This is a genomic window from Rhizobium sp. R634 (genome assembly GCF_002211305.1).
Classification (GTDB): domain Bacteria; phylum Pseudomonadota; class Alphaproteobacteria; order Rhizobiales; family Rhizobiaceae; genus Rhizobium.
The window spans coordinates 110,815-130,695 of record NZ_LOKW01000025.1; the positions used below are offsets into that span (position 1 = coordinate 110,815).

Consider the following 19,881-nt stretch of genomic DNA (forward strand, 5'->3'; position numbering starts at 1 on the left):
GGGCGAAAGCCCGGCTTGATCGATCGTCATTCGTTCGGGCTCAGGCAGCCCAAGGATGCACAGAGGCGTTCTTCTTTTCGAATTCGTCGATCGCCTTGCCCTTTTCCATGGTCAGGCCGATATCGTCGAGGCCGTTCAGCAGGCAGTGGCGCTTGAACGCATCGAGATCGAACTTGATCGAGCCGCCATCGGGACCGGTGATTTCGAGGTTCTCCAGGTCAATCGTCAGAATGGCGTTGGAGCCGCGCGAGGCGTCGTCCATCAGCTTGTCGAGATCTTCCTGGCTGACCTTGATCGGCAGGATGCCGTTCTTGAAGCAGTTATTGTAGAAAATGTCGGCGAAGCTGGTGGAGATCACGCAGCGGATGCCGAAATCGAGCAGCGCCCAGGGCGCGTGTTCGCGCGAGGAGCCGCAGCCGAAATTGTCGCCGGCAACCAGGATCTTGGCATCGCGATAGGCCGGCTTGTTCAGCACGAAATCAGCGTTTTCGGATCCATCTTCATTGTAACGGGCTTCGGCGAAAAGGCCGGTGCCGAGGCCGGTGCGCTTGATGGTCTTCAGATAGTCCTTCGGAATGATCATGTCGGTGTCGATGTTGACGACCGGCAGGGGCGCCGCAACGCCCGTGAGCTTCACGAATTTATCCATGACCCATGCTCCATTTCAGCAAATGTACTTTCCTGAATGTGCATCTAGTCCAGTTTTTCGCCGAAATGAAGGAGAATCTTTCTAAAGTGGCGGCCACGCGATGTTTCGCGCGGCCGCAAGAGTGCCTGGGTTCTTACTTGGTCGGGGCGTTCAGGCCCCAGAGGACGCCGAAAGGATCGCGAAGCTGGCCGTAGCGGTCGCCCCAGAACATCAGTTCGATCGGCATGACGACCTCGGCGCCGGCGGCAACCGCGCGCTCCCACCAGAAATCGATATCGTCGATAACAAGCTGGATGGCGAAGCCTTCATGGCCTTTGAAGGGATGGCCGTATTCCGGATAGGCATCCGCCAGCATCAGGGAGCTGCCGTTGATATAGAGATGCACATGCATCGTCCGGCCGCTCTCGTCGACCGGCACCCTGTGCGCTTCTTCAGCGCCGAAAGCCTTCTTGTAGAATTCCGCGGCCTTCACCGCGCCATCGACCGTCAGATAGGGCAGCAAGCCATTCTTGACCGGCGGCATTTTAACCGGATTGTTTTCCGTCGTCGTATCCATGCTCGTCCTCCATCGTTTTCAAGCGCCGGCGGAATGCCTGGCTGCTTCAAGGACGTAGCATGGAACATGATCCGACAATGTCGGTCAGTTTTTATGCAAAGCGGCTCAGAGATCGATGATCGTGCCGCGGCCGTCGTTCCAGATGCGCATCTCAGGCTTACGGTTGTTCGCCTTGGCACGGACCGGAGCGGGCTTCATCTTCATCGAAAGCGCGCGGCCGACCATGAGCACGGTCAGAATGCCGCCGACGGCGAGCGTCACCGAGAAGGTGAGAAGCAGCATGGCCACGACAACCGTGGCGCCGGCAAGCATGATGAAGATGGAGCGTATGTTCTGCATGGGTTTGAGACCTTTCTTCGGAAAGGAATGTGGTCCTTCTTTTTCCTCTCTGCAAGGCAAGCATGGCTTTTTGTTGTCTTGCCGGGCTTTGCGAAGCTTGGCACTAATGTTCCATGAGCCGAACCGTACCTCTCCGTTCCTTCAATCTGCGCCGCTCGGTGCTGAGCGTGCCTGCGATCAATCTGCGCGCGCTCGAAAAGGCCCATTCCCTTGATGGCGATGCCGTTATTCTCGATCTGGAGGATTCCGTCGCACCGGAGAAGAAGGCGGAGGCGCGGGAAAATCTGAGACGGTTTTTTGCCTGGCCGCCGCTTGAGGGCAAGGAAAGGATCATCCGCATCAATTCTTTGTCATCCGAGTTTGGAGAGGCGGATCTCGACCTGGTCAAGGATGTTTTGCCCGATGCCGTTCTCTTGCCGAAGGTGGACGAGCCCCAGGATGTTATGGCAGCCGGCGATCTTCTCGCGGAAGCGGATGCGCCGGAGGAGCTGCGGATCTGGGCGATGATCGAAACGCCGCGCGGCGTGCTGAATGTCGGGGCGATCGCCGAAGCCGGCCGCACGCCGGGATCGCGGCTCGATTGCCTCGTCGTCGGCCTCAACGACCTGCGCAAGGAAACGGGCGTGCTGCCGCAGCCGGGGCGGAGCTATCTCGTGCCCTGGCTGATGCAGGTGATCCTGGCGGTCAAGGCTTACGGGCTGGATGCGCTCGACAGCGTCTTCAACGATTTTAAGGATAGCGAAGGCTTCGATGCCGAATGCGGGCAGGGCCGCGCCATGGGTTTTACCGGCAAGATGCTGATCCATCCCTCGCAGATTGCGGCCGCCAACCGGCATTTCGGACCGAGCGCGGAGGAGATAAGGGAAGCCGAAGCGATCATATCAGCCTTTGCCGACCCTGAGGCCGAGGGCCTCAACGTCATCAATGCGGGCGGGCGGATGATCGAGCGGCTGCACCTTGTCCAGGCCGAAGCTCTGGTCCATAAAGCTCGCCTGATTTCTGCAAGAAAGCCCGCCTGATGAAACTCTATCGCTTCCTGACCGGCCCCGACGACGCTTCCTTCTGCCACAAGGTGACTGCCGCCCTCAATAAGGGCTGGTCGCTGGAGGGCTCGCCGACCTATGCCTTCAACGCCGCGACCGGTGCGATGCAGTGCGGCCAGGCCGTCGTCAAGAATGTCGAGGGCAAGGATTACGATCCTGAGATGAAGCTCTCGGAGCAATAAGACTTCATTCCGGGATTGAGCGCCTAACGCTCGGCGGCTTCCTCGGCGCTTGCCTCGATCCGCTCCATATCCTCGTCGCTCAGCCCGAAATGGTGGCCGATCTCGTGGATCAGGACATGAGTGATGATATCGCCGAGCGTTTCGTCGTTTTCCGCCCAATAATCGAGGATGGGACGCCGGTAGAGGCGGATGCGGTTCGGCATCTCGCCGGTTTCCACCGTGAAGCGTTCGGAAATGCCTCTGCCCTCGAAAAGACCGAGCAGGTCGAAAGGGGTTTCCAGCGCCATGTCCTCGAAAACGTCGTCATCGGGGAAGTCCTCGATCTCGATCGTGAGGTTGGTGGTCAGCTGGCGGAATTCGTTCGGCAAGTGGCTATAGGCCTCCATGGCCAGCGACTCGAAAGTGCTGATCGTCGGCGCATGGCGGTCCCGCCAATCATCGCTCAGGTCTATGCGGGCCATGAATCTTCCTTCCTTTGCGGGCCCATATAGAACCTTTATCGCGGTTTTTCGAGTGTGGAATCAAAGGCAGGAATAAATTCATAGAAAATGGTTGTTGACTCTTCTCCGGCTCTCTGGAATCCATAAGAACATAACAGGAACAAGACGGACGGAGTGAACGCCATGGCGCAGAACGCCCTGGCGCGCGAGCGGCTTTTTGCGCTCCGCGAAACCATCGCTAAGCTGGAAGGAAAGCCTGCGCCGGCGCTTGCGGCGGCGGAGCGGGAAGCCTTGGCAGAGGGATGCAAGACGCGCCAGGAGCGCATTCTGCCATCCCTGCCGTTCGGAGTGGAGCTTCTCGATCGGGCGCTGGAGGGCGGCCTATCCCTCGATGCGATTATCGAATTCCGTTCCGTGCTGTCTCGCGATGCCGGCGCGGCAAGCGGACTGGCGATGGCTGTTGCCGCGCGGCTGCAGAAACAGGAATCAGATGCCGGCAGGCTTATGCCGTTGCTCTGGATCGGCGATGCAGTCGGTACGCTGGAGGCCGGCCGTCCCTATGCTCCCGGGCTTCGAGATTTCGGGTTGAGCCCTGAGCGATTTCTCCATGCTGCGCCACGCAAGCTGGACGAAGCGCTCTGGCTGGCGGAGGCGGCGGTGGAAAGCGCTGCATTCTCGGCCGTCATCCTCGAAGTGCGGGGCAATCCTGCGCATTTCGGGCTGACCGAAAGCCGCAGGCTCAGCCTCAGGGCGCATGCTGCCCGCCGTCCGCTCTTTCTCGTGCGGCAGGCAGGGGCGGAGGAGGCCAGCAGTGCCGCCTTCCGCCTGCATGTCGAACCGGGACCGTCTGGTCTGCGGCCATTGCCCGACGGATCGAAGCTTGCCGGCAGCATCGGCAATCCGATTTTCCGTCTCACGCTGGAGAAGAGCCGCAATCCGGCCCCGCTCTCCTTTCTCCTGGAGTGGAACCCCTATGAACGCGAATTTTTCCCTGTCACCGAACCAAACCTCATTCGCCCTCCAGGCGAACAGTCAGCGCATTCTGGCGCTCAGCTTCCCGCATCTGGCAACAGACCGCATCGCCCGCAGGCGATGGGGACTCTCGTGGCGTTCGAAAGGGCGTCCTGAAGCGGCACCGATCGTCTGTTCCGGCAAGCTCAACAATGCGATGCGGCTGATGGCGCTGGACGAATTGGCCGAGCGGCTGGGGCTGAAGAAGGATCAGGGCGTTGCCGAGGCGCGCGCCATGTATCCGACGCTCGAGGTGGTGGAAGAAGATCCGGCCGCCGACCGACGGCTGCTGGAGGCAATTGCCGACTGGTGCGACCGTTATACGCCTTTGGTGGCATTCGACGGCAAGGACGGTCTGTTTCTCGACATTACCGGCTGCACGCATCTTTTCGGCGGAGAGAAGGCGCTTCTCAAGGACGTTATGTCGCGGCTCTTTCATATGGGGATCGATGCGCGCGGCGCGATCTCATCGTCGCCGGGCCTTTCCTGGGCCGTGTCGCGTTTCGGGCAAAGCGGTGTGATCGGGGAGGAGGAGAGGAAGCATGTGCTGATGTCTTTACCGATCGCAGCCTTGCGGCTGCAAGGGCAAACCGTCGATGGGCTGAAGAAGCTCGGTCTGAAATATATCGGCGACGTCATCAATGCGCCGCGGGCGCCGCTGACCCGCCGGTTCGGGCCGGAATTGCTTCTGCGTCTCGACCAGGCGCTAGGGCATGAAGAAGAACCGGTTTCGCCCCGTCGCCCCGTCGCCAGTCTTTCGGCAGAAAGCCGCCTGATCGAGCCCATCGGAACGGAGGAACAGATCCTTGCCGTCACCAGGCAGGTCGCCGTGTCGCTGCAGCCGTCGTTGGAGGCACGAGGCGCCGGCGGGCGGGTGTTCGAATTGGTTCTATTCCGCGTCGACGGCAGGGTCTTCCGTATTTCCGTCGGCGCTTCGCAACCGCTTCGCGAACCGAAATTTATCGCCGGGCTTTTTTCCGAACGACTGCAGGCGGTCTATGACGATCTCGATGCCGGCTATGGTTTCGAGATCGTCCGGCTAAATGTGTTGCGGCACGATCCCTTCAACGAAGCGCAGGCCGATTTCGAGGGCGATCGTCAGGCAGAAATCTCCCTTTCGGCTTTCGTCGACCGTGTCTCCGCCCGGCTGGGTGCGGATTGTCTGCAAAGCTTCCAACTCCGTGAGAGCCATGTGCCGGAACGCGCCGTCATCGCAGTTCCGACGATGGATAAGCTTTCAAGACGAGGGAAGGCGGAACAGAGCGGTTCTCTCCCTTTCCGCGAAGAGCGTCCGTTACGGCTTTTTGCAACGCCGGAGCCTGTCGAGACCGTACTCGCCGAAGTGCCGGATGGCCCGCCGCAGATCTTCCGCTGGCGGCGCATGCAGCACCAAGTGGCAAAAAGCGAAGGTCCGGAGCGGATTGCCATGGAATGGTGGATCGACGGAAGCGACGCGGAGGCGCGCGATTATTTCCGTATCGAGGATGAGGCCGGGCACCGCTTCTGGATTTATCGCCGAGGGTTCTATGGCCAGGAGCTCGATCCTCGCTGGTTCATGCATGGGGTATTCGCATGAAACCCGAGCCTGCATTCTTCGAAATCGGCACCAAAACGAACTTCTCGTTCCTCGAAGGCGCCTCAGGCCCCGAGGGGATGGTCGTACAGGCCGCCCATCTCAAACTTGGTGGCCTCGGAATTGCGGACCGGAATTCGGTTGCCGGCGTGGTCAGGGCACATGCGCAGGCGTTGCAGCTTGAGGAGAGATACAAGAACAGGGATATGATTATGGCCCAAGCGGAGAAGGACGGGAAGAAAGAAGTAATTCTCGATCCTATCCGGGTTCAGCCGGGCGCTCGTCTCGTTTTTTCCGATCATACGCCTGATATCCTTGCCTACCCACGCAATCGGCGAGGCTGGGCAAATCTCTGTCGTCTCCTGAGCGCCGGCAATCTGAAGGAGGAAGCAGTCAAGGGAACCTGCATCTTAACGGAAGCGGAATTCATGGAATGGGGCGACGAGATGATGCTTGCACTCGTTCCCGATCGCACTCTTGTCGAGACCCAAGCCGGCCAGTCGGCGCTGGAGGATTATCTGGAACGGTTTCGCAGACGGTTCCGCAACGCTTTTTATATGTCATTGGCGCCAACCTATGACGGTCGCGACAGGCAGGTCTTTGCGGCGCTTGCCATGCTTGCCGCCCGAAATCGCGTGCCGTTGATCGCGACCAACCAGCCGCTTTACCACCATCCTGAACGCCGGCCCCTTTCGGATGTCGTGATCGCGATCCGGGAGCATGTGCAGATATCGCAAGCCGGATTCCTGCTGGCGCCGAATGCCGAGCGCTATCTCAAGGATTCACGTGAAATGGTCCGGATCTTCCGAGACTATCCTGGTGCGATCGAAAATACGCAGACCTTTTTCGGGAAGTTGACCTTTTCGCTGAAGGAACTGGAGCATAATTATCCGCCTGAAAACGATCCTGGCGAAACGCCGCAGGAGACCCTCGAGAGACTGACAAGGGCGGGGGCGGCAAAGCGCTATCCCGAGGGGATTCCGGCCAAAGTTGCGCCGCAGATCGAGTATGAACTCGATCTCATCGGAAAGAAGAACTATGCCTCCTATTTCCTGACGGTTCACAGGATCATCCAGCACGCCCGTTATAAGCTCAAGGTCTTGTGCCAGGGACGCGGATCGGCGGCGAATTCGGTCATCTGCTATTGTCTCGAAATAACGGAGGTTAATCCTGAAAAGAGCACGCTGCTCTTCGACCGCTTCATTTCGATGGACCGGGACGAACCGCCGGATATCGACGTCGACTTCGAGCATGACCGGCGTGAAGAGGTCATCCAGTTCATCTACAAAAACTACAAAAGAGAACATGCCGGGCTGACCGCAGGGGTTACCACCTACCGCACCCGTTCGGCCGGCCGCGAGGTCGCCAAGGCCTTCGGCCTGTCGGAGGATGTTCAGTCGGCGATCAGCAGTCTCGTCTGGGGCTGGTCGGAGGACAATCTCTCCGATCGGGATGCGAAGGCGGCCGGTCTCGACGTCAAGGATCCGGTGACCCAGAACGTGCTGAAATATGCCTCCGAGCTTCTCGGCTTTCCGCGCCACCTCACCCAGCATGTCGGCGGCTTCGTCATCACGCGGGACAGGCTCGACGAGGTCGTGCCGATCATGAAGACGGCGATGCCGGATCGATACATGATCGAATGGGACAAGGACGACCTCGACAACGTCAAGATCCTCAAGGTGGATGTATTGGCGCTCGGGATGCTGACCTGTCTGCGCAAGGCCTTTTCGCTGCTTGAACTGCATTATGATGTCAAGAAGACGCTGGCAGATCTCGGCAATAAGGAACATGGGGAAGAGGGCAGGCCGGTCTATGAGATGATGGGCCGGGCCGACACGCTTGGGGTCTTCCAGATCGAGAGCCGGGCACAGATGAGCATGCTGCCGCGTCTGAAGCCGAAGGAATTCTACGACCTTGTTATCGAGGTGGCGATCGTCCGGCCGGGACCGATCCAGGGCGATATGGTCCATCCCTATCTGAAACGCCGGGAGCAGCGCGCCAGGAACATCCCGATCGAATATCCGAGCAAGGAGCTGGAAGCGGTCCTCGAAAGAACCCTCGGCGTGCCCCTGTTTCAGGAGCAGGCGATGCAGATCGCCATCACCGCTGCAGGCTTCAAACCAGCAGAGGCCGACAAGCTTCGTAGGGCGATGGCGACATTCAAGCGAACCGGAACGATTGGCGATTTCGAAAAGCGGTTCATCGAGGGAATGGTTTCAAAGAATTATGATCCAGAATTCGCCAAGCAATGCTTCAATCAGATCAAGGGATTCGGTGAGTATGGCTTTCCGGAAAGCCACGCCGCTTCCTTCGCGCTGCTCGTATATGCCTCGTCCTGGGTCAAGGCCTATTATCCCGATGTCTTCTGTGCGGCGATGCTGAACTCTCAGCCGATGGGGTTTTATGCTCCGGCCCAGTTGGTGCGAGATGCGCGCGAACATGGGGTAAAGATCTTGCCGGTCGACATCAATGAATCGGACTGGGACTGTACTTTGGAAGAGGCTGCCTTCGACCGGAAAGCAGTCGATTTCCGGCACGACAAGATGCGCGAGGTCATCAAGAGCCGGCATGCGGTGCGGCTGGGCTTCCGGCAGATCAAGGGTCTCTCATTGGACGAGATGGAACGGCTTGTCGCTAATCGAGGTCAGAAATATGCGTCAGTTCGCGATCTCTGGCTGCGGTCCGGTCTGCAAAAATCCGTCATCGAGCGACTGGCGGATGCGGACGCATTCCGCTCCATCAATCTGTCACGCCGCGAAGCGCTTTGGGCTGTAAGGGCATTGGATGTGAAGAGCGCGGCCGAAGAACTACCCCTTTTTGAACAAGTCCGTCATGTCGATCTCCAGCCTGAACCCAAGGCCCACCTCCCGGACATGCAGCCGGGCGAGCAGGTGATCGAGGATTATCGTTATCTCTCACTGTCGCTGAAGGCGCATCCGGTTTCCTTCCTGCGCGAGGAGTTTCAGAAGATCGGCATCACGCGCAATGTCGATCTTCTGAGGGTGCCGAACGGAAAGAGGGTGACGATCGCCGGCCTCGTGCTGGTGCGTCAGCGGCCGGGTTCGGCCAAGGGCGTGATCTTCATGACGCTGGAGGATGAGACCGGGGTCGCCAATGCGATCGTCTGGAATACGATATTCGACAAATATCGGGCGGTGATCATGGGCGCCCGGCTCGTGAAGATCCGTGGCAGGCTGCAAAGCCATAGCGGCGTGATCCATACCGTCGTCGAGCATATCGAGGACATGACGCCGGCGCTCGGCATCCTGCAGCGCGAGGCCCGGCGTTTCGGCGCCTGCGAACGTTCGGACGAGGTGCTGAGGCCGGGAATCGACCAGCGCCAGGCCGCGGATGCGCGCAAGAGGCCGGGTCAGGAAAGAGGGACGGCTGCCGCAAGCCGCCATGCAGGCGTGGCGGAAACCGCCGAAGTCATGCCGCGCGGGCGGAACTTCCATTGAAGCGCGCCGCCTCGGCCGGGATCATGCGGCGGGCTTTTGCGGGTTGAATTCATCGTCGCGGACGTGCGGCATCATATTAGACAATCTGCAACAGTCCCCGCCTGACGTTGCTCCCCAAGCGATCGGATTCGAATTTTTTCTTGACAGCCACCATCTTCTTTAGCAGAAAACACGATAGTCAGTGTCATGTTTGGAAATGAAGACGTGCTTGTCTGCAGCTGCAATTACATAACCGACAAGGAAATCCGAGAGGTTATCACCAACCTTCTCGACGAAGACTGTTGGCAGCTTATCGTGCCGGCGAAGGTCTATCACGCCATGGAAAAACGCGGCCGCTGCTGCGGCTGTTTCCCCAACGTGGTCGACATCATTATCCAGACGACCGAGGAATATCACGCCCGTCGCCACTCGACGGAAGCCGAAATATTTGATTTCATGTCGCGCTTGAAGCAATTCCATGAGGAAAACAGGAGAGCGGACATTGAAAGGCGACAAAAAGGTCATCGAGCGGCTTAACGAGGCATTGTTCCTCGAACTCGGTGCGGTCAACCAATATTGGGTTCACTATCGTCTTCTTGAAGATTGGGGCTACACCAAGCTCGCCAAGAAGGAGCGCGCCGAATCCATCGAAGAGATGCACCATGCCGACCGGCTCGTTGCACGCATCATCTTCCTCGAAGGTCATCCCAATCTGCAGACCCTCGCGCCTCTGCGAATCGGCCAGAACGTCAAGGAAGTCCTGGAAGCCGATCTTGCCGGCGAATACGACGCCCGCACGGCCTACAAGAAGTCGCGCGATATCTGTCACGAGGCCGGCGACTACGTTTCGATGAAGCTCTTCGAAGAGCTGCTGATGGATGAGGAAGGCCATATCGACTTCCTCGAAACCCAGCTCGATCTGCTCGAGAAAATCGGCGAAAGCAAATACGGCCAGCTCAACGCCGATTCCGCCAACGAAGCCGAATAATTACGAGCGATATCGGCCGTCCCCGACGGCCGGTATTCCGATTCGGCATTCGCCGAATGCATAGGCCGCCCTTCTACCGCTTTCCGAATGCGAAGGAGCAGGCCGGTCCGCCCTTATCAATCTTCGGATTGAAGCGTTGCCAGGTGCTGGAATTCGGCGACTACCTGGTCATAGACGGCGCGCTTGAAGGGGACGATCAGGCCCGGCAATTCCTGCATCGGCCTCCACTCCCAGGCATCGAATTCCGGCTCGTGGCCGCCGGGCGGCGGGTTGATGGCGATCTCGCTTTCGTCACCGTCGAAGCGGAAGGCGAACCAGCGCTGCGTCTGGCCGCGGAACTTCCCCTTCAGTCCGATGCCGATCAGCTGCGGCGGCAGATCGTAATTGATCCAATTCCGTGCCTCGGCAAGCAGCGTCACGGTCCGGATGCCGGTTTCCTCGTAAAGCTCGCGGTAAGCGGCATCCAAAGGGTCCTCGCCCTTGTCGATGCCGCCCTGGGGCATCTGCCAGACCTGCGGCGAGCCGTCGAATTCGGAATTTCCGTCAGCGATCCGCCGCCCGGCCCAGACCAGGCCGTCGCGATTGAGGATCATCACGCCTACGCAGGGGCGGTAAGGCAGATCCTCTGCTTTCACAGTCGCCTGGCTCATTTTCTTCTCCGTTCACGGATTCCTGGGATCATTGGCGAGGGTGGCGATGCCGACGATTTCGATGCCGCGCATCGCCGCCTCCTGGCTCCATTTGGCAATGGCGTCGACGCTTTCATCGAAAGCCGAGGCGACGCCGATGGCCTGGCCGTTCTTGCGGGCGATGCGCTCGAGTTCGTCGAGCTTCTGCAGGATGGCGTTGATATCGAGTTGGCCGTCGAGCTGGAGATCGGCGAAGGCATAGGGCAGCTCCGTTCCCTTGGCGACGGTCGCCGTCTTCGACTGCGCGGAGCTGCCATCGTCAAGGAACAGCAGGCCGCGTTTGCCGATATCGCGCATGACAGGTTCCATTGCGGTGGGATCGGACAGGAAACGGCCGCCGAGATAGTTCATGACACCGGTATAGTTGGTGATCTCGCCCATCGCCTTGTGCAGGTTTTCGATGTTGCGGGCCACCGGCTTCGACGTCAGCAGCGTTTCCGGACCGGGATCATTGGCCGGATAATCAAAGGGTTCAAGCGGCACCTGCAGAAGAATTTCGTGGCCGCCGCGGCGCGCCTCCTGCATCCAGCGCTGCAGGCTGTTGCCGCTCGTTGCGAAGGCAAGCGTGATTTCCTCGGGCAGTTCGGCGATGGCGCGCTGCGTTCCCGTCTGGCTCAGCCCGAGGCCACTGACGACGATGGCGACCCGGACGCCGCGCCCGCCGGACGAGGGCCGCGCATATTGATCCATCGGCCGCCGGCCATCGGGGCCGACGATCGGCAACCTGCCATAGGGAGATTCTTCCAGCAGCGTTTCGTTGGGTTGGGCCGCCATGCGCGGATCCTGGCCGATCTGCATCGCATCTACCAGGACAGGCCCGCTGCCGTCGCGGGGGCGGGGGCTGTATTTGGTGACGACGGAGCCATCGCCGGTGACCATCTGCTCGACATTGGCGCCCGAACGGGGCTCGGCGCGGGGCATGCCGTTCGCCGGCTGGCCAGCCTGCGTCGGCACCTGTTGAGATGCGCCGGAGGGTGCGGTCGCCTGCTCGGTCGAGACGGTTTTTTTGCGTTCGAGCCCATCGCCGCGAAACGCCGTATAGAGGGAGAAGCCGCCTATGGCGAAAAGGCAAAGGCTGGCGACGATGCGGCCGAGGCGCAGGACGCCCGGGCGCCGGCTGCCGGCTTTGCGATTGCGGCCTAAAGGCGCATGCAGATCCGTTCCCAATTTTCTCGCCCGCTCCAAAACCGGGAAACAGCAGAAAGGCTCAAGGCCGGGCGAGGTGCCCGGCCTTGAGATGATCGATTACTTGGCGACGACGGCCTTGTCGGGGTTCGGCGGGAAGGCCGGATCGGTCTTCTTGCCGCGCAGGAGATCGAGCGCGTAGTTCAGCTGAACGTCATCCTTCGGATCCGGCGGCACATAAGCTACGGAGCCCGAACCTTCGTCGGTCTCGCTCTGGCCCTTGATGTGGCCGCGCAGGCTGGATTCGCCTTCGGTCACCATCTTGCCCTGTAGTTCTTCCGGCAGCGGCTCTTCGACCTTGATGTCGGGCGTGATGCCGGTGCCCTGGATCGAACGGCCCGATGGCGTGTAATAGAGCGCCGTGGTCAGGCGCAGCGCGCCGTTTTCGCCGAGCGGGATAATCGTCTGAACGGAACCCTTGCCGAAGGAACGGGTGCCGAGAACGGTGGCGCGGCGCAGATCCTGAAGCGCGCCGGCGACAATTTCCGATGCGGAAGCCGAACCGCCGTTGATCAACACGATGACCGGCTTGCCATCCGTGAGGTCGCCCGGGCCGGCGTTGAAGCGGCGGGTTTCGTCGGGATTGCGGCCGCGGGTCGAAACGACCTCGCCGCGCTGCAACAGGGCATCGGAGACGTTGATCGCCTGGTCGAGCAGACCGCCCGGATTGAGGCGCAAGTCGAGGACGTACCCCTTCAGCTTATCGGCTGGAACGGTGTCCTTGATCTTCTTGATCGCCTTTTCCATGTCGGGATAGGTCTTCTCGGTGAAGGAGATGATACGGAGGTAACCGACATCGTCCTCGACGCGTGATTTGACCGCCTGGACGGCGACGACGTCACGGACGATCGTCAGCTCGATCGGCTTGTCGGCGCCCTTGCGGATCAGCGTCAGCTTGATCGGCGTGTTGACGGCGCCGCGCATCTTCTCGACGGCGTCTTCCAGCTTCAGGCCGCGCACGGACTGGCCGTCGATCTCGGAGATGTAATCGCCGGCGAGAACACCGGCCTTGGCGGCGGGCGTGTCATCGATCGGGGTGATGACCTTGACGAGTTCGTCTTCCATCGTGACTTCGATGCCGAGGCCGCCGAACTCACCCTTGGTCTGGGTGCGCATGTCCTCGGCGTCCTTCGCATTCATATAGCTCGAATGCGGGTCGAGCGAGGAGAGCATGCCGTTGATGGCGTTCTCGATCAGCTTGTCCTCGGCCGGCGGCGTCACGTATTGGGCACGCACACGCTCGAAGACGTCGCCGAAAATCGAGAGTTCCTTGTAGGTGGAGGATCCGGCCGCTTCTGCCGGCACACCCGCCGAGTAAATGACGCTCATTGCGGTCGCACCCATCAATGCGCCGACCAGAACAAGAGAAGCCCTACGAATCATTGCGTGCCTTTCCAGTGTCCTTGGCGGTCCACCACGGTCGGGAATCGACCGGTTTACCGTCTTTTCGAAATTCAATGTAAAGCGTTGGCCGGTCCGTTTCCAGCGCCAATGCGGTTGCGCTCGCCACTCTTTTCGCTCCCATCACGGCGAGCGGCTCGCCGGAGAAAACGAATTTTCCCTGACGGGTATTGATCGTATCCATTCCCGAGAGAACCAGGTGGTATCCGTCGCCCGTGTCGAGGATGATCATCTGGCCGTAACTGCGGAAAGCGCCGGCGAAAACCACCAAGCCGTCTGCAGGGGCGGTTACCACCGTCTCCGGGTTGGTGGCGACCGTCATGCCCATGGCCTCATGCCCGGTGCCGTCGGCATCGCCGAACTGACGCAGGATATCGCCCGCCACGGGCAGTTCCAATTTCGCCTTCAATTCTCCGAAGGGATATGCGGGCGCAATGCGGTTTTTATCGGGCACACCGCTTTCGGCCAAAGCCTTCGCCTGGGCGCGCTGCTCGTCGGTCAGCAGCCTGCGGTTCTCCTCCGCCTGACGGGCGGCGGCGGCGGCTTCGCGCACCGAGGCGATCTCGGATTCCATCGACGCGACGAGGCTTTCGAGGCTGGTCGCCTTGCCCGCCAGTTCCTCCGAACGCTTCTTTTCGGCCTCGAGTTCGGCGGCATTGCTGCGGCTGAGCTTGTCGTTTTCGGCAAGCAGCAGATCCATGCGCCGCTCTTCCTCGATATTGTCGGTCATCGTCGCCGTCAGGCGGGCCTTTTCGGCAGCGCTTGCGGTCTGCAAGGCGGCCAGACTCGCAAGGTCTGCGGCAAGCTTGTCGGTTTCCTTGCGGATCCCTGGAACAACGGCGCCGAGCAGGATGGCGCTGCGCACGGATGCGAGCGCGTCATCGGGAGTGACGAGCAGGGCGGGCGGCGGGTTGCGGCCCATGCGCTGGAGGGCCGCCAGCACCTCGGCCAGCAGGCCGCGGCGTTCGTGCAGGGAGCGGCGGATGCCATCTTCCTTGACACCGAGATCGGCAAGCTTCTTTTCGCTTTCGAGGATCTGTTTTTCGAGCCCCTTGCGGCGGGCGGCGGAATCGATCAGCGCCTGGCGGATGCTTTGCGTGCTCTTCTCCAGGCTGGCGATGCTCCGCTGGAGGTCGTTCACCTTGTCCGAGGAAAGGCTGATCGATTTCGACAGGGTGTCGAGCTCGGCACGGGTCTGGTCGCGTTTGGCGGAGAGTTCGGCGGCCGGATCGGGCGGCGGCGCCTCGGCTGCCGGCGAGGCCGGAGATTGCACCGCCTCAGGAGCAGCATCCTGCGCCTGGACCGAAAAGGGGTTTGCCGGAATAACGACCAGCGCCGCAGCAAAACCGGCCGCAATAGCCGGCAGGATCATGCGGTGTCGCCTGGTTGCTGTTCTCGTCATGCGTGTTGGGGCACTCTTTCAAATCGCGCGGAGACTAAGCTGATTTGGCGCGCTTTGCCAGAAAGTTTGGTGCAAAACGAATGGCCAGGCAAAACAAGCCTGCGTGACAATCCGACGCATACGCGCCGCGGGTCTTTTCAGACGCGGTGATACGGGTGGCCGGACAGGATGGTGACGGCGCGATAGAGCTGTTCGGCGATCAGCGTGCGGACGATCTGGTGCGGCCAGGTCATTTTTCCCAGGCACAGCGTGGCATCGGCACGGTCGTAAAGGGCGGGATCGAGGCCGTCGGCGCCACCGATCGCAATCGTCAGTTCGCGCTTGCCCTGGTCGCGATAGCCGCCCAGCAGGTTGGCGAAGGCTTCGCTGTCGAGCGCCTTGCCGCGCTCGTCGAGCAGAATGAGGATGCTGCCCTCGGCAAGCGATTTCAAAAGCATGGCTGCCTCTTCACGCTTGCGGGTTTCCGCATTGGAGGCGCGGCTTTCGGCAACTTCGGCGACACGGGTGAATTCAAGGCCGACCGCGGAGCCGGCCTTGGCGAAACGGTCCAAGTAACGGGCCACAAGATCCTTTTCGGGGCCGGACTTCAGCCGTCCCACAGCAAAAAGACCAATTCGCATTCACCCGCTCCCGTTCATGGCGGCACTTCAGGCGCGCGATACGCCACAGGCCGGCTTGCTTGTTTCCCGGCCAGTCAATGCCACGTCTCAGGCGCCGAGCGAAGTGCCGGCCCGCCTGTCAGTGCCGTGTTTCTTCATCCATATCCGGAGCCGCCCACATCTTTTCGATGTTGTAGAACTCGCGGGTTTCGGGACGGAACACATGCACGATGATGTCACCGGTGTCGATCAGGATCCAATCGCCGCCCTCCTGACCTTCGACGCGGGCTGATCCAAAGCCCTCATCCTTGAGATCGGTGAGCAGATGATCCGAGATCGCCATGACATGCCTGTTCGAGCGGCCGGAGACGACGATCATGTAGTCTCCAAGCGCCGATTTCCCGGCAATGTCGATGGTGACGATATCTTCAGCTTTTGAGTCCTCGAGGCTGGCGAGGACGGCTTCTAAGGTACGGGCGGCGGCATCGGCGCCACGTTCCGCACTCTTCGGGACAACGGCAAGCGTTTTTCCCTTGGCGTGTACTGTTGTCAGTGCTTTCCCTTTCCTGGAATGACAAACCATGCACAACACGAAATCCGAAAACGACCGGATCATGGTTAAGATAGGCATCAAACCATTAATGTTTCAAGACGCGCTAACGTACCGAGCGGCGGAAAAGCCGATCTTACGTTAGAATTACAGAATATTGCTGCTGGAGCTGCTTCTTGCGGGCGGTGTACAGTTTCCATACCGCAGCGTAAAGTGCGGCAAATTTCACGATTTCTGGCTTCGATGACCGACACGGCTGCAAAATTAATCGTTCCCGTCCTGCGAATCAGCTTTCCGGATGAGGATCGTCTCGGTCACGGCAAGATGGAACTTCTGGAACATATCCGCGAGACCGGTTCGATTTCGGCGGCGGGACGGGCGATGGACATGTCCTACCGGCGGGCATGGCTGCTCGTCAGCGAGATGAACCGGATGTTCTCAGAACAGGTGGTGGAATCGCAGCGCGGCGGCCAGAAGGGCGGTGGTGCGGCGCTGACGCCGTTCGGCGAGGAGTTGCTCGGTCGCTTCCGCCGGATGGAAAAGACGATGCGGGAGAGCCTCGCTGAGGACCTCGCCTGGCTGGAAGGCAAGCGTAGCCGGCCGCAGGGCGGCTGATCAGGTTTCAAGGGCGACGGTCTTGACGATAGCGAAAATGGCCTTTCCGGGCCTGAGATCGAGGCGTTCGCAGGACAAGGCGGTGATGCGCGAGAGAATGGCATCGCCGCCGCAATCGATCCGGATTTCGACCGTTCCGTCGTTCTGAGGCGACATTTCCTCGATCCTGCCTTCGAGAATGTTCAGCGCACTCAGCCCCTCGGGCCTTGCCGTCGCCAGCATCACATCGCGTGCGGGAATGCGGATGCGGACCGGCCTGCCGGGCGCAAGGGCGGCACCGGGAATATGCAGCCGGCAGGATTTCAGGGCGACGATCGACAGGTGGTGACCGGCATCGAAGCTTTCGACGATGCCCTGCAGGAGAGCGCCCGCCTCCTTCCGGTCGGAAGCCGCGGAGGGACGGCTCAATATGTCGAGGGCCGGGCCTGTCGCTTCCACTCTGCCGTCGCGCATGAGGACGACCCGGTTTGCCAGACGCGCCACCTCGGCGATCGCATGGCTGACATAGACGATCGGGATTTCCGTCTCATCGCGCAACCGCTCCAGATAGGGCAGGATCTCGGCCTTGCGCGCTTCGTCGAGGGCGGCGAGCGGCTCGTCCATCAACAGCAGGCGGGGGGAAGAGAGAAGGGCGCGGCCGATCGCAACGCGCTGTTTCTCGCCGCCGGATAGCTTTGCGGGGCTGCGCTCGAGCAGCGCCTCGATGCCGAGCAGGTCGACGATGCGGTCGAAGCTCTCGCGGCCTGCCGCCTGCGGCGCGAACCAGCGGCCATAGGAAAGATTGGCGCGGACGCTCAAATGCGGAAACAGCCGCGCCTCCTGGAAGACGTAGCCGAAACGGCGGCGGTGTTTCGGGACGAAGATGCCGCCGGCGGTCTCCGTCAGCGCCTCGCCGTCGAGCACGACGCGGCCTTCATCGGGGCGGGCAAGCCCGGCGATGATGCGGATCAGCGACGTCTTGCCGGAGCCGGAGCGGCCGAACAGCGCGGTGACTCCGCGCTCGGAGGTGAAGGCCGCGTCGAGCGAAAAAGCGCCGAGCCTCTGTTTTGCCTCTACGATCAGCGTCATTCCGGATCGATCCTCCGGCCGGCGAGGCGGGCGAGGAATTCCGAGGCGAGCAGGGCGGCCATTGATATGACGATGGCGACCAGCGTCAGCCGCAGCGCGCCGGCATCGCCGCCCGGCACCTGGGTGAACGTGTAGATCGCAGCCGGCAGCGTCTGGGTTTCGCCCGGAATATTGGAGACGAAAGTGATCGTGGCGCCAAACTCGCCCATCGCCTTGGCGAAGGAAAGCACCATGCCGGCAATGATGCCCGGGAGTATCAGCGGCAGGGTGATCGTCAGGAACACCCAGGCGGGACCGGCGCCAAGCGTGCCGGCCGCCTCTTCCAGCTTGCGGTCGACCGCTTCGATCGACAGGCGAATGCTGCGCACCATCAGCGGAAAGGCCATGACGGCGCAGGCGAGCGCCGCGCCCGTCCAGCGGAAGGAGAAGACGATCCCGAAATACTGATCGAGCAGGCTGCCGATCGGGCCGCGCCGGCCGAAGAGGATCAGGAGGAGGAAACCGGTGACGACGGGAGGCAGGATCAGCGGCAGGTGAACCAAGCCATTCAACACCGACTTGCCCCAGAAGCGGCCGCGGGCAAGCAGCAGCGCAACGAGAATGCCGAAGGGAAGGCTCGCCAGCATGGCGACGAACGAGACGCGCAGGCTGAGCAGGATCGCCGTCCATTCTTCATTGCTCAGGCCCAGTATATCCAAATGCAGTAGTCTCCAACATCGAGGCCCGCCGAGGCGAACCTTCGTTCGATGACAAATCTCTCTCCTTCTCCGACGTCATCCTCGGCCTTGTGCCGAGGATCTGCTGACTTATCGAACGGAGGCAGATGCTCGGGACAAGCCCGAGCATGACGGAAGAGAGATTAGCGACTTTGTCAGCAGCCTGAGGCTCAGTGAGATCTCAGGCTAAGCTGTCGCCATTGATTCCGCAATCATGCCAACGGTTCCCTCATTTCAGGACGGTAAACCCCTGCGCTGTAAAGAAGGCGGCCGCTTTGTCTGATTTCAGGAAGTCGAGATAGGCCGCCGCATCCGGGTTCTTGCTCTCGGTCAGAATTGCAACCGGATAGATGATCGGTGGATGGGAATCGGCCGGGAAGGTGCCGACGATGGCGACGCCCTTATCGGCTGCCGCGTCCGTCTGGTAGACGATGCCATAGGGCGCTTCGCCGCGGGAGACGAGGGCGAGGGCAGCGCGGACGCTTTCGGCGCCGGCGACTTTGGTTTCGACCGATGTCCAGACGCCGAGTTTTTCGAGCGCTGCCATGCCGTATTTGCCGGCGGGGACCGATTTCGGTTCACCCATGGCGAGCTTGCTATCGCCGAGCAAACCGGCAAGATCGAAGCCCTTCTTGATCTCGACGGGTTTTGCCTTGTCCTTTTCGGCAACGAGCACGATCCGGTTTCCCAGCAGGTTCGTGCGGGTGTCGGCCTTGGTCAGGTTCTTCTTGGCGATATAATCCATCCAGTCGAGATCGGCCGAGATGAAGATATCGGCGGGTGCTGCGTTTTCGATCTGCTTGGCCAGCGCCCCGCTCGCCGCATAGGAGGCGACGGCTTCCTTGCCGCTTTCGCTCGTCCAGGCGGCATTGGCGGCGTCGAGAGCGTTCTTGAGGCTTGCCGCTGCAAAGACGGTCAGTTTCTCGGCGGCTGCGGCCGGGGCCGGCAGTGCCGCGGCTCCTGATAAGCACGCCGTGATCACGGCGGTTGCCAGTTTCATCCATTGGCGGCGGTTCTGCATGCTGTCACTCCCCAGAGTTCGAAATATTTCGACGAATATAACGATGCCGGCGCTTTGGCTAGGGATATATCCGTGGAAATATAACCATAATGGCGGCCGCTTTACGTCTTCATGAAGCGCATGGATTTGTGAGCCCGAGTATCTGTGAGCGCGCGAGAAGCTTGCGATGCCGGCCGCCAAACCATGTGAACTGCTGTGGGAAAGGGCTGTTCCACGGAGCCTTGCCGATAATATCGGCAGTAGCCTAGGCCTCCCGCCCTCAGTCTTGCATCGCCCGCATTGCTGCATTGCACAAATCGATATTCACCTTCCCAGGGAATATGGTACAACACACTCATCGAAACGGCTTTCTCCTCCTCCCATAGCCGTTCGACAGGATCGACAACACTCCTCCTCCCAGTTGTCGATCGAGCTTAT

At 60.7% G+C, this 19,881-nt stretch carries 20 protein-coding genes and 1 pseudogene; 8 read left to right on the forward strand and 13 right to left on the reverse strand.

Going from position 1 to position 19,881, the window contains the following annotated elements; genetic code table 11:
• Positions 1–40 precede the first annotated feature (40 nt).
• The 3 genes from leuD to ATY77_RS23520 form a co-directional block, all read right to left on the reverse strand.
• On the reverse strand, positions 41–649 hold the full coding sequence (leuD, locus tag ATY77_RS23510; RefSeq protein ID WP_088677400.1) for a 3-isopropylmalate dehydratase small subunit: 609 nt from the start codon (positions 647–649) through the stop codon (positions 41–43).
• Between the two features lie 133 nt (positions 650–782).
• Positions 783–1,205, reverse strand: coding sequence for a VOC family protein (locus ATY77_RS23515; protein ID WP_088689066.1), 423 nt, complete (start codon positions 1,203–1,205; stop codon positions 783–785).
• Between the two features lie 105 nt (positions 1,206–1,310).
• Complete coding sequence (locus ATY77_RS23520; RefSeq protein WP_088677402.1) at positions 1,311–1,544, reverse strand: hypothetical protein; 234 nt, start codon at positions 1,542–1,544, stop codon at positions 1,311–1,313.
• A gap of 113 nt (positions 1,545–1,657) precedes the next feature.
• Between ATY77_RS23520 and ATY77_RS23525 the strand changes: the two genes are divergently transcribed.
• Together ATY77_RS23525 and ATY77_RS23530 are read left to right on the forward strand one after the other, a co-directional pair.
• The gene (locus ATY77_RS23525; RefSeq protein WP_088689067.1) at positions 1,658–2,563 is read left to right on the forward strand and encodes a CoA ester lyase; all 906 of its coding nucleotides are present in this window, start codon (positions 1,658–1,660) and stop codon (positions 2,561–2,563) included.
• Positions 2,563–2,769 carry a DUF1737 domain-containing protein gene (locus ATY77_RS23530; protein ID WP_088677404.1) on the forward strand — a complete coding sequence of 69 codons (207 nt, stop codon included), beginning with the start codon at positions 2,563–2,565 and terminating at the stop codon, positions 2,767–2,769. Before ATY77_RS23525 ends, ATY77_RS23530 begins: the two co-directional genes overlap by 1 nt.
• Before the next feature lie 23 nt (positions 2,770–2,792).
• On the opposite strand, the gene ATY77_RS23535 is transcribed toward ATY77_RS23530, so the two are convergent.
• Positions 2,793–3,230 carry a metallopeptidase family protein gene (locus ATY77_RS23535; protein WP_088677405.1) on the reverse strand — a complete coding sequence of 146 codons (438 nt, stop codon included), beginning with the start codon at positions 3,228–3,230 and terminating at the stop codon, positions 2,793–2,795.
• Positions 3,231–3,392: 162 nt separating this feature from the next.
• Between ATY77_RS23535 and ATY77_RS33305 the strand changes: the two genes are divergently transcribed.
• From ATY77_RS33305 to bfr, 5 genes and pseudogenes are all read left to right on the forward strand, one after another.
• The gene (locus ATY77_RS33305; RefSeq protein ID WP_245314391.1) at positions 3,393–4,337 is read left to right on the forward strand and encodes a hypothetical protein; all 945 of its coding nucleotides are present in this window, start codon (positions 3,393–3,395) and stop codon (positions 4,335–4,337) included.
• A 10-nt stretch (positions 4,338–4,347) separates the two neighbouring features.
• Positions 4,348–5,796, forward strand: coding sequence for a DNA polymerase Y family protein (locus ATY77_RS23540; RefSeq protein WP_280950767.1), 1,449 nt, complete (start codon positions 4,348–4,350; stop codon positions 5,794–5,796).
• Positions 5,793–9,251, forward strand: a complete 3,459-nt coding sequence (locus tag ATY77_RS23545) for an error-prone DNA polymerase (protein WP_088689069.1) — start codon at positions 5,793–5,795, stop codon at positions 9,249–9,251. Before ATY77_RS23540 ends, ATY77_RS23545 begins: the two co-directional genes overlap by 4 nt.
• A 107-nt stretch (positions 9,252–9,358) precedes the next feature.
• A pseudogene (locus tag ATY77_RS23550) lies at positions 9,359–9,767 on the forward strand ((2Fe-2S)-binding protein).
• On the forward strand, positions 9,733–10,218 hold the full coding sequence (gene bfr / locus ATY77_RS23555; RefSeq protein ID WP_064696427.1) for a bacterioferritin: 486 nt from the start codon (positions 9,733–9,735) through the stop codon (positions 10,216–10,218). Before ATY77_RS23550 ends, bfr begins: the two are co-directional and overlap by 35 nt.
• A 116-nt stretch (positions 10,219–10,334) precedes the next feature.
• Here the strand turns inward: bfr and ATY77_RS23560 are convergent, their stop codons facing one another.
• From ATY77_RS23560 to rsfS, 6 genes are all read right to left on the reverse strand, one after another.
• Positions 10,335–10,868: an RNA pyrophosphohydrolase gene (locus ATY77_RS23560; RefSeq protein WP_088689070.1), complete on the reverse strand. Its 534-nt coding sequence runs from the start codon at positions 10,866–10,868 to the stop codon at positions 10,335–10,337.
• A gap of 12 nt (positions 10,869–10,880) precedes the next feature.
• Positions 10,881–12,074 carry a divergent polysaccharide deacetylase family protein gene (locus tag ATY77_RS23565; protein ID WP_088689071.1) on the reverse strand — a complete coding sequence of 398 codons (1,194 nt, stop codon included), beginning with the start codon at positions 12,072–12,074 and terminating at the stop codon, positions 10,881–10,883.
• Positions 12,075–12,152: 78 nt separating this feature from the next.
• Entirely contained in the window at positions 12,153–13,475 is a 1,323-nt protein-coding gene (locus ATY77_RS23570; RefSeq protein WP_088677411.1) for a S41 family peptidase, read from the reverse strand.
• The gene (locus tag ATY77_RS23575; protein ID WP_088689072.1) at positions 13,465–14,865 is read right to left on the reverse strand and encodes a murein hydrolase activator EnvC; all 1,401 of its coding nucleotides are present in this window, start codon (positions 14,863–14,865) and stop codon (positions 13,465–13,467) included. Before ATY77_RS23575 ends, ATY77_RS23570 begins: the two co-directional genes overlap by 11 nt.
• A gap of 167 nt (positions 14,866–15,032) precedes the next feature.
• Positions 15,033–15,515, reverse strand: a complete 483-nt coding sequence (gene rlmH, locus ATY77_RS23580) for a 23S rRNA (pseudouridine(1915)-N(3))-methyltransferase RlmH (protein WP_088689073.1) — start codon at positions 15,513–15,515, stop codon at positions 15,033–15,035.
• A 118-nt stretch (positions 15,516–15,633) separates the two neighbouring features.
• Entirely contained in the window at positions 15,634–16,077 is a 444-nt protein-coding gene (rsfS, locus tag ATY77_RS23585; RefSeq protein ID WP_088677414.1) for a ribosome silencing factor, read from the reverse strand.
• Between the two features lie 210 nt (positions 16,078–16,287).
• Between rsfS and ATY77_RS23590 the strand changes: the two genes are divergently transcribed.
• Positions 16,288–16,659, forward strand: a complete 372-nt coding sequence (locus tag ATY77_RS23590) for a winged helix-turn-helix domain-containing protein (protein WP_088689074.1) — start codon at positions 16,288–16,290, stop codon at positions 16,657–16,659.
• Here ATY77_RS23590 and modC read toward each other — a convergent pair whose 3' ends face one another.
• The 3 genes from modC to modA all read right to left on the reverse strand — a co-directional run bounded on the left by modC (position 16,660) and on the right by modA (position 19,464).
• Entirely contained in the window at positions 16,660–17,727 is a 1,068-nt protein-coding gene (gene modC / locus ATY77_RS23595; RefSeq protein WP_088689075.1) for a molybdenum ABC transporter ATP-binding protein, read from the reverse strand.
• On the reverse strand, positions 17,724–18,425 hold the full coding sequence (modB, locus tag ATY77_RS23600; RefSeq protein ID WP_088689076.1) for a molybdate ABC transporter permease subunit: 702 nt from the start codon (positions 18,423–18,425) through the stop codon (positions 17,724–17,726). The genes modC and modB overlap by 4 nt, the downstream gene beginning before the upstream one ends.
• A gap of 247 nt (positions 18,426–18,672) precedes the next feature.
• Positions 18,673–19,464, reverse strand: a complete 792-nt coding sequence (modA, locus tag ATY77_RS23605) for a molybdate ABC transporter substrate-binding protein (RefSeq protein ID WP_088689077.1) — start codon at positions 19,462–19,464, stop codon at positions 18,673–18,675.
• Positions 19,465–19,881 lie beyond the last annotated feature (417 nt).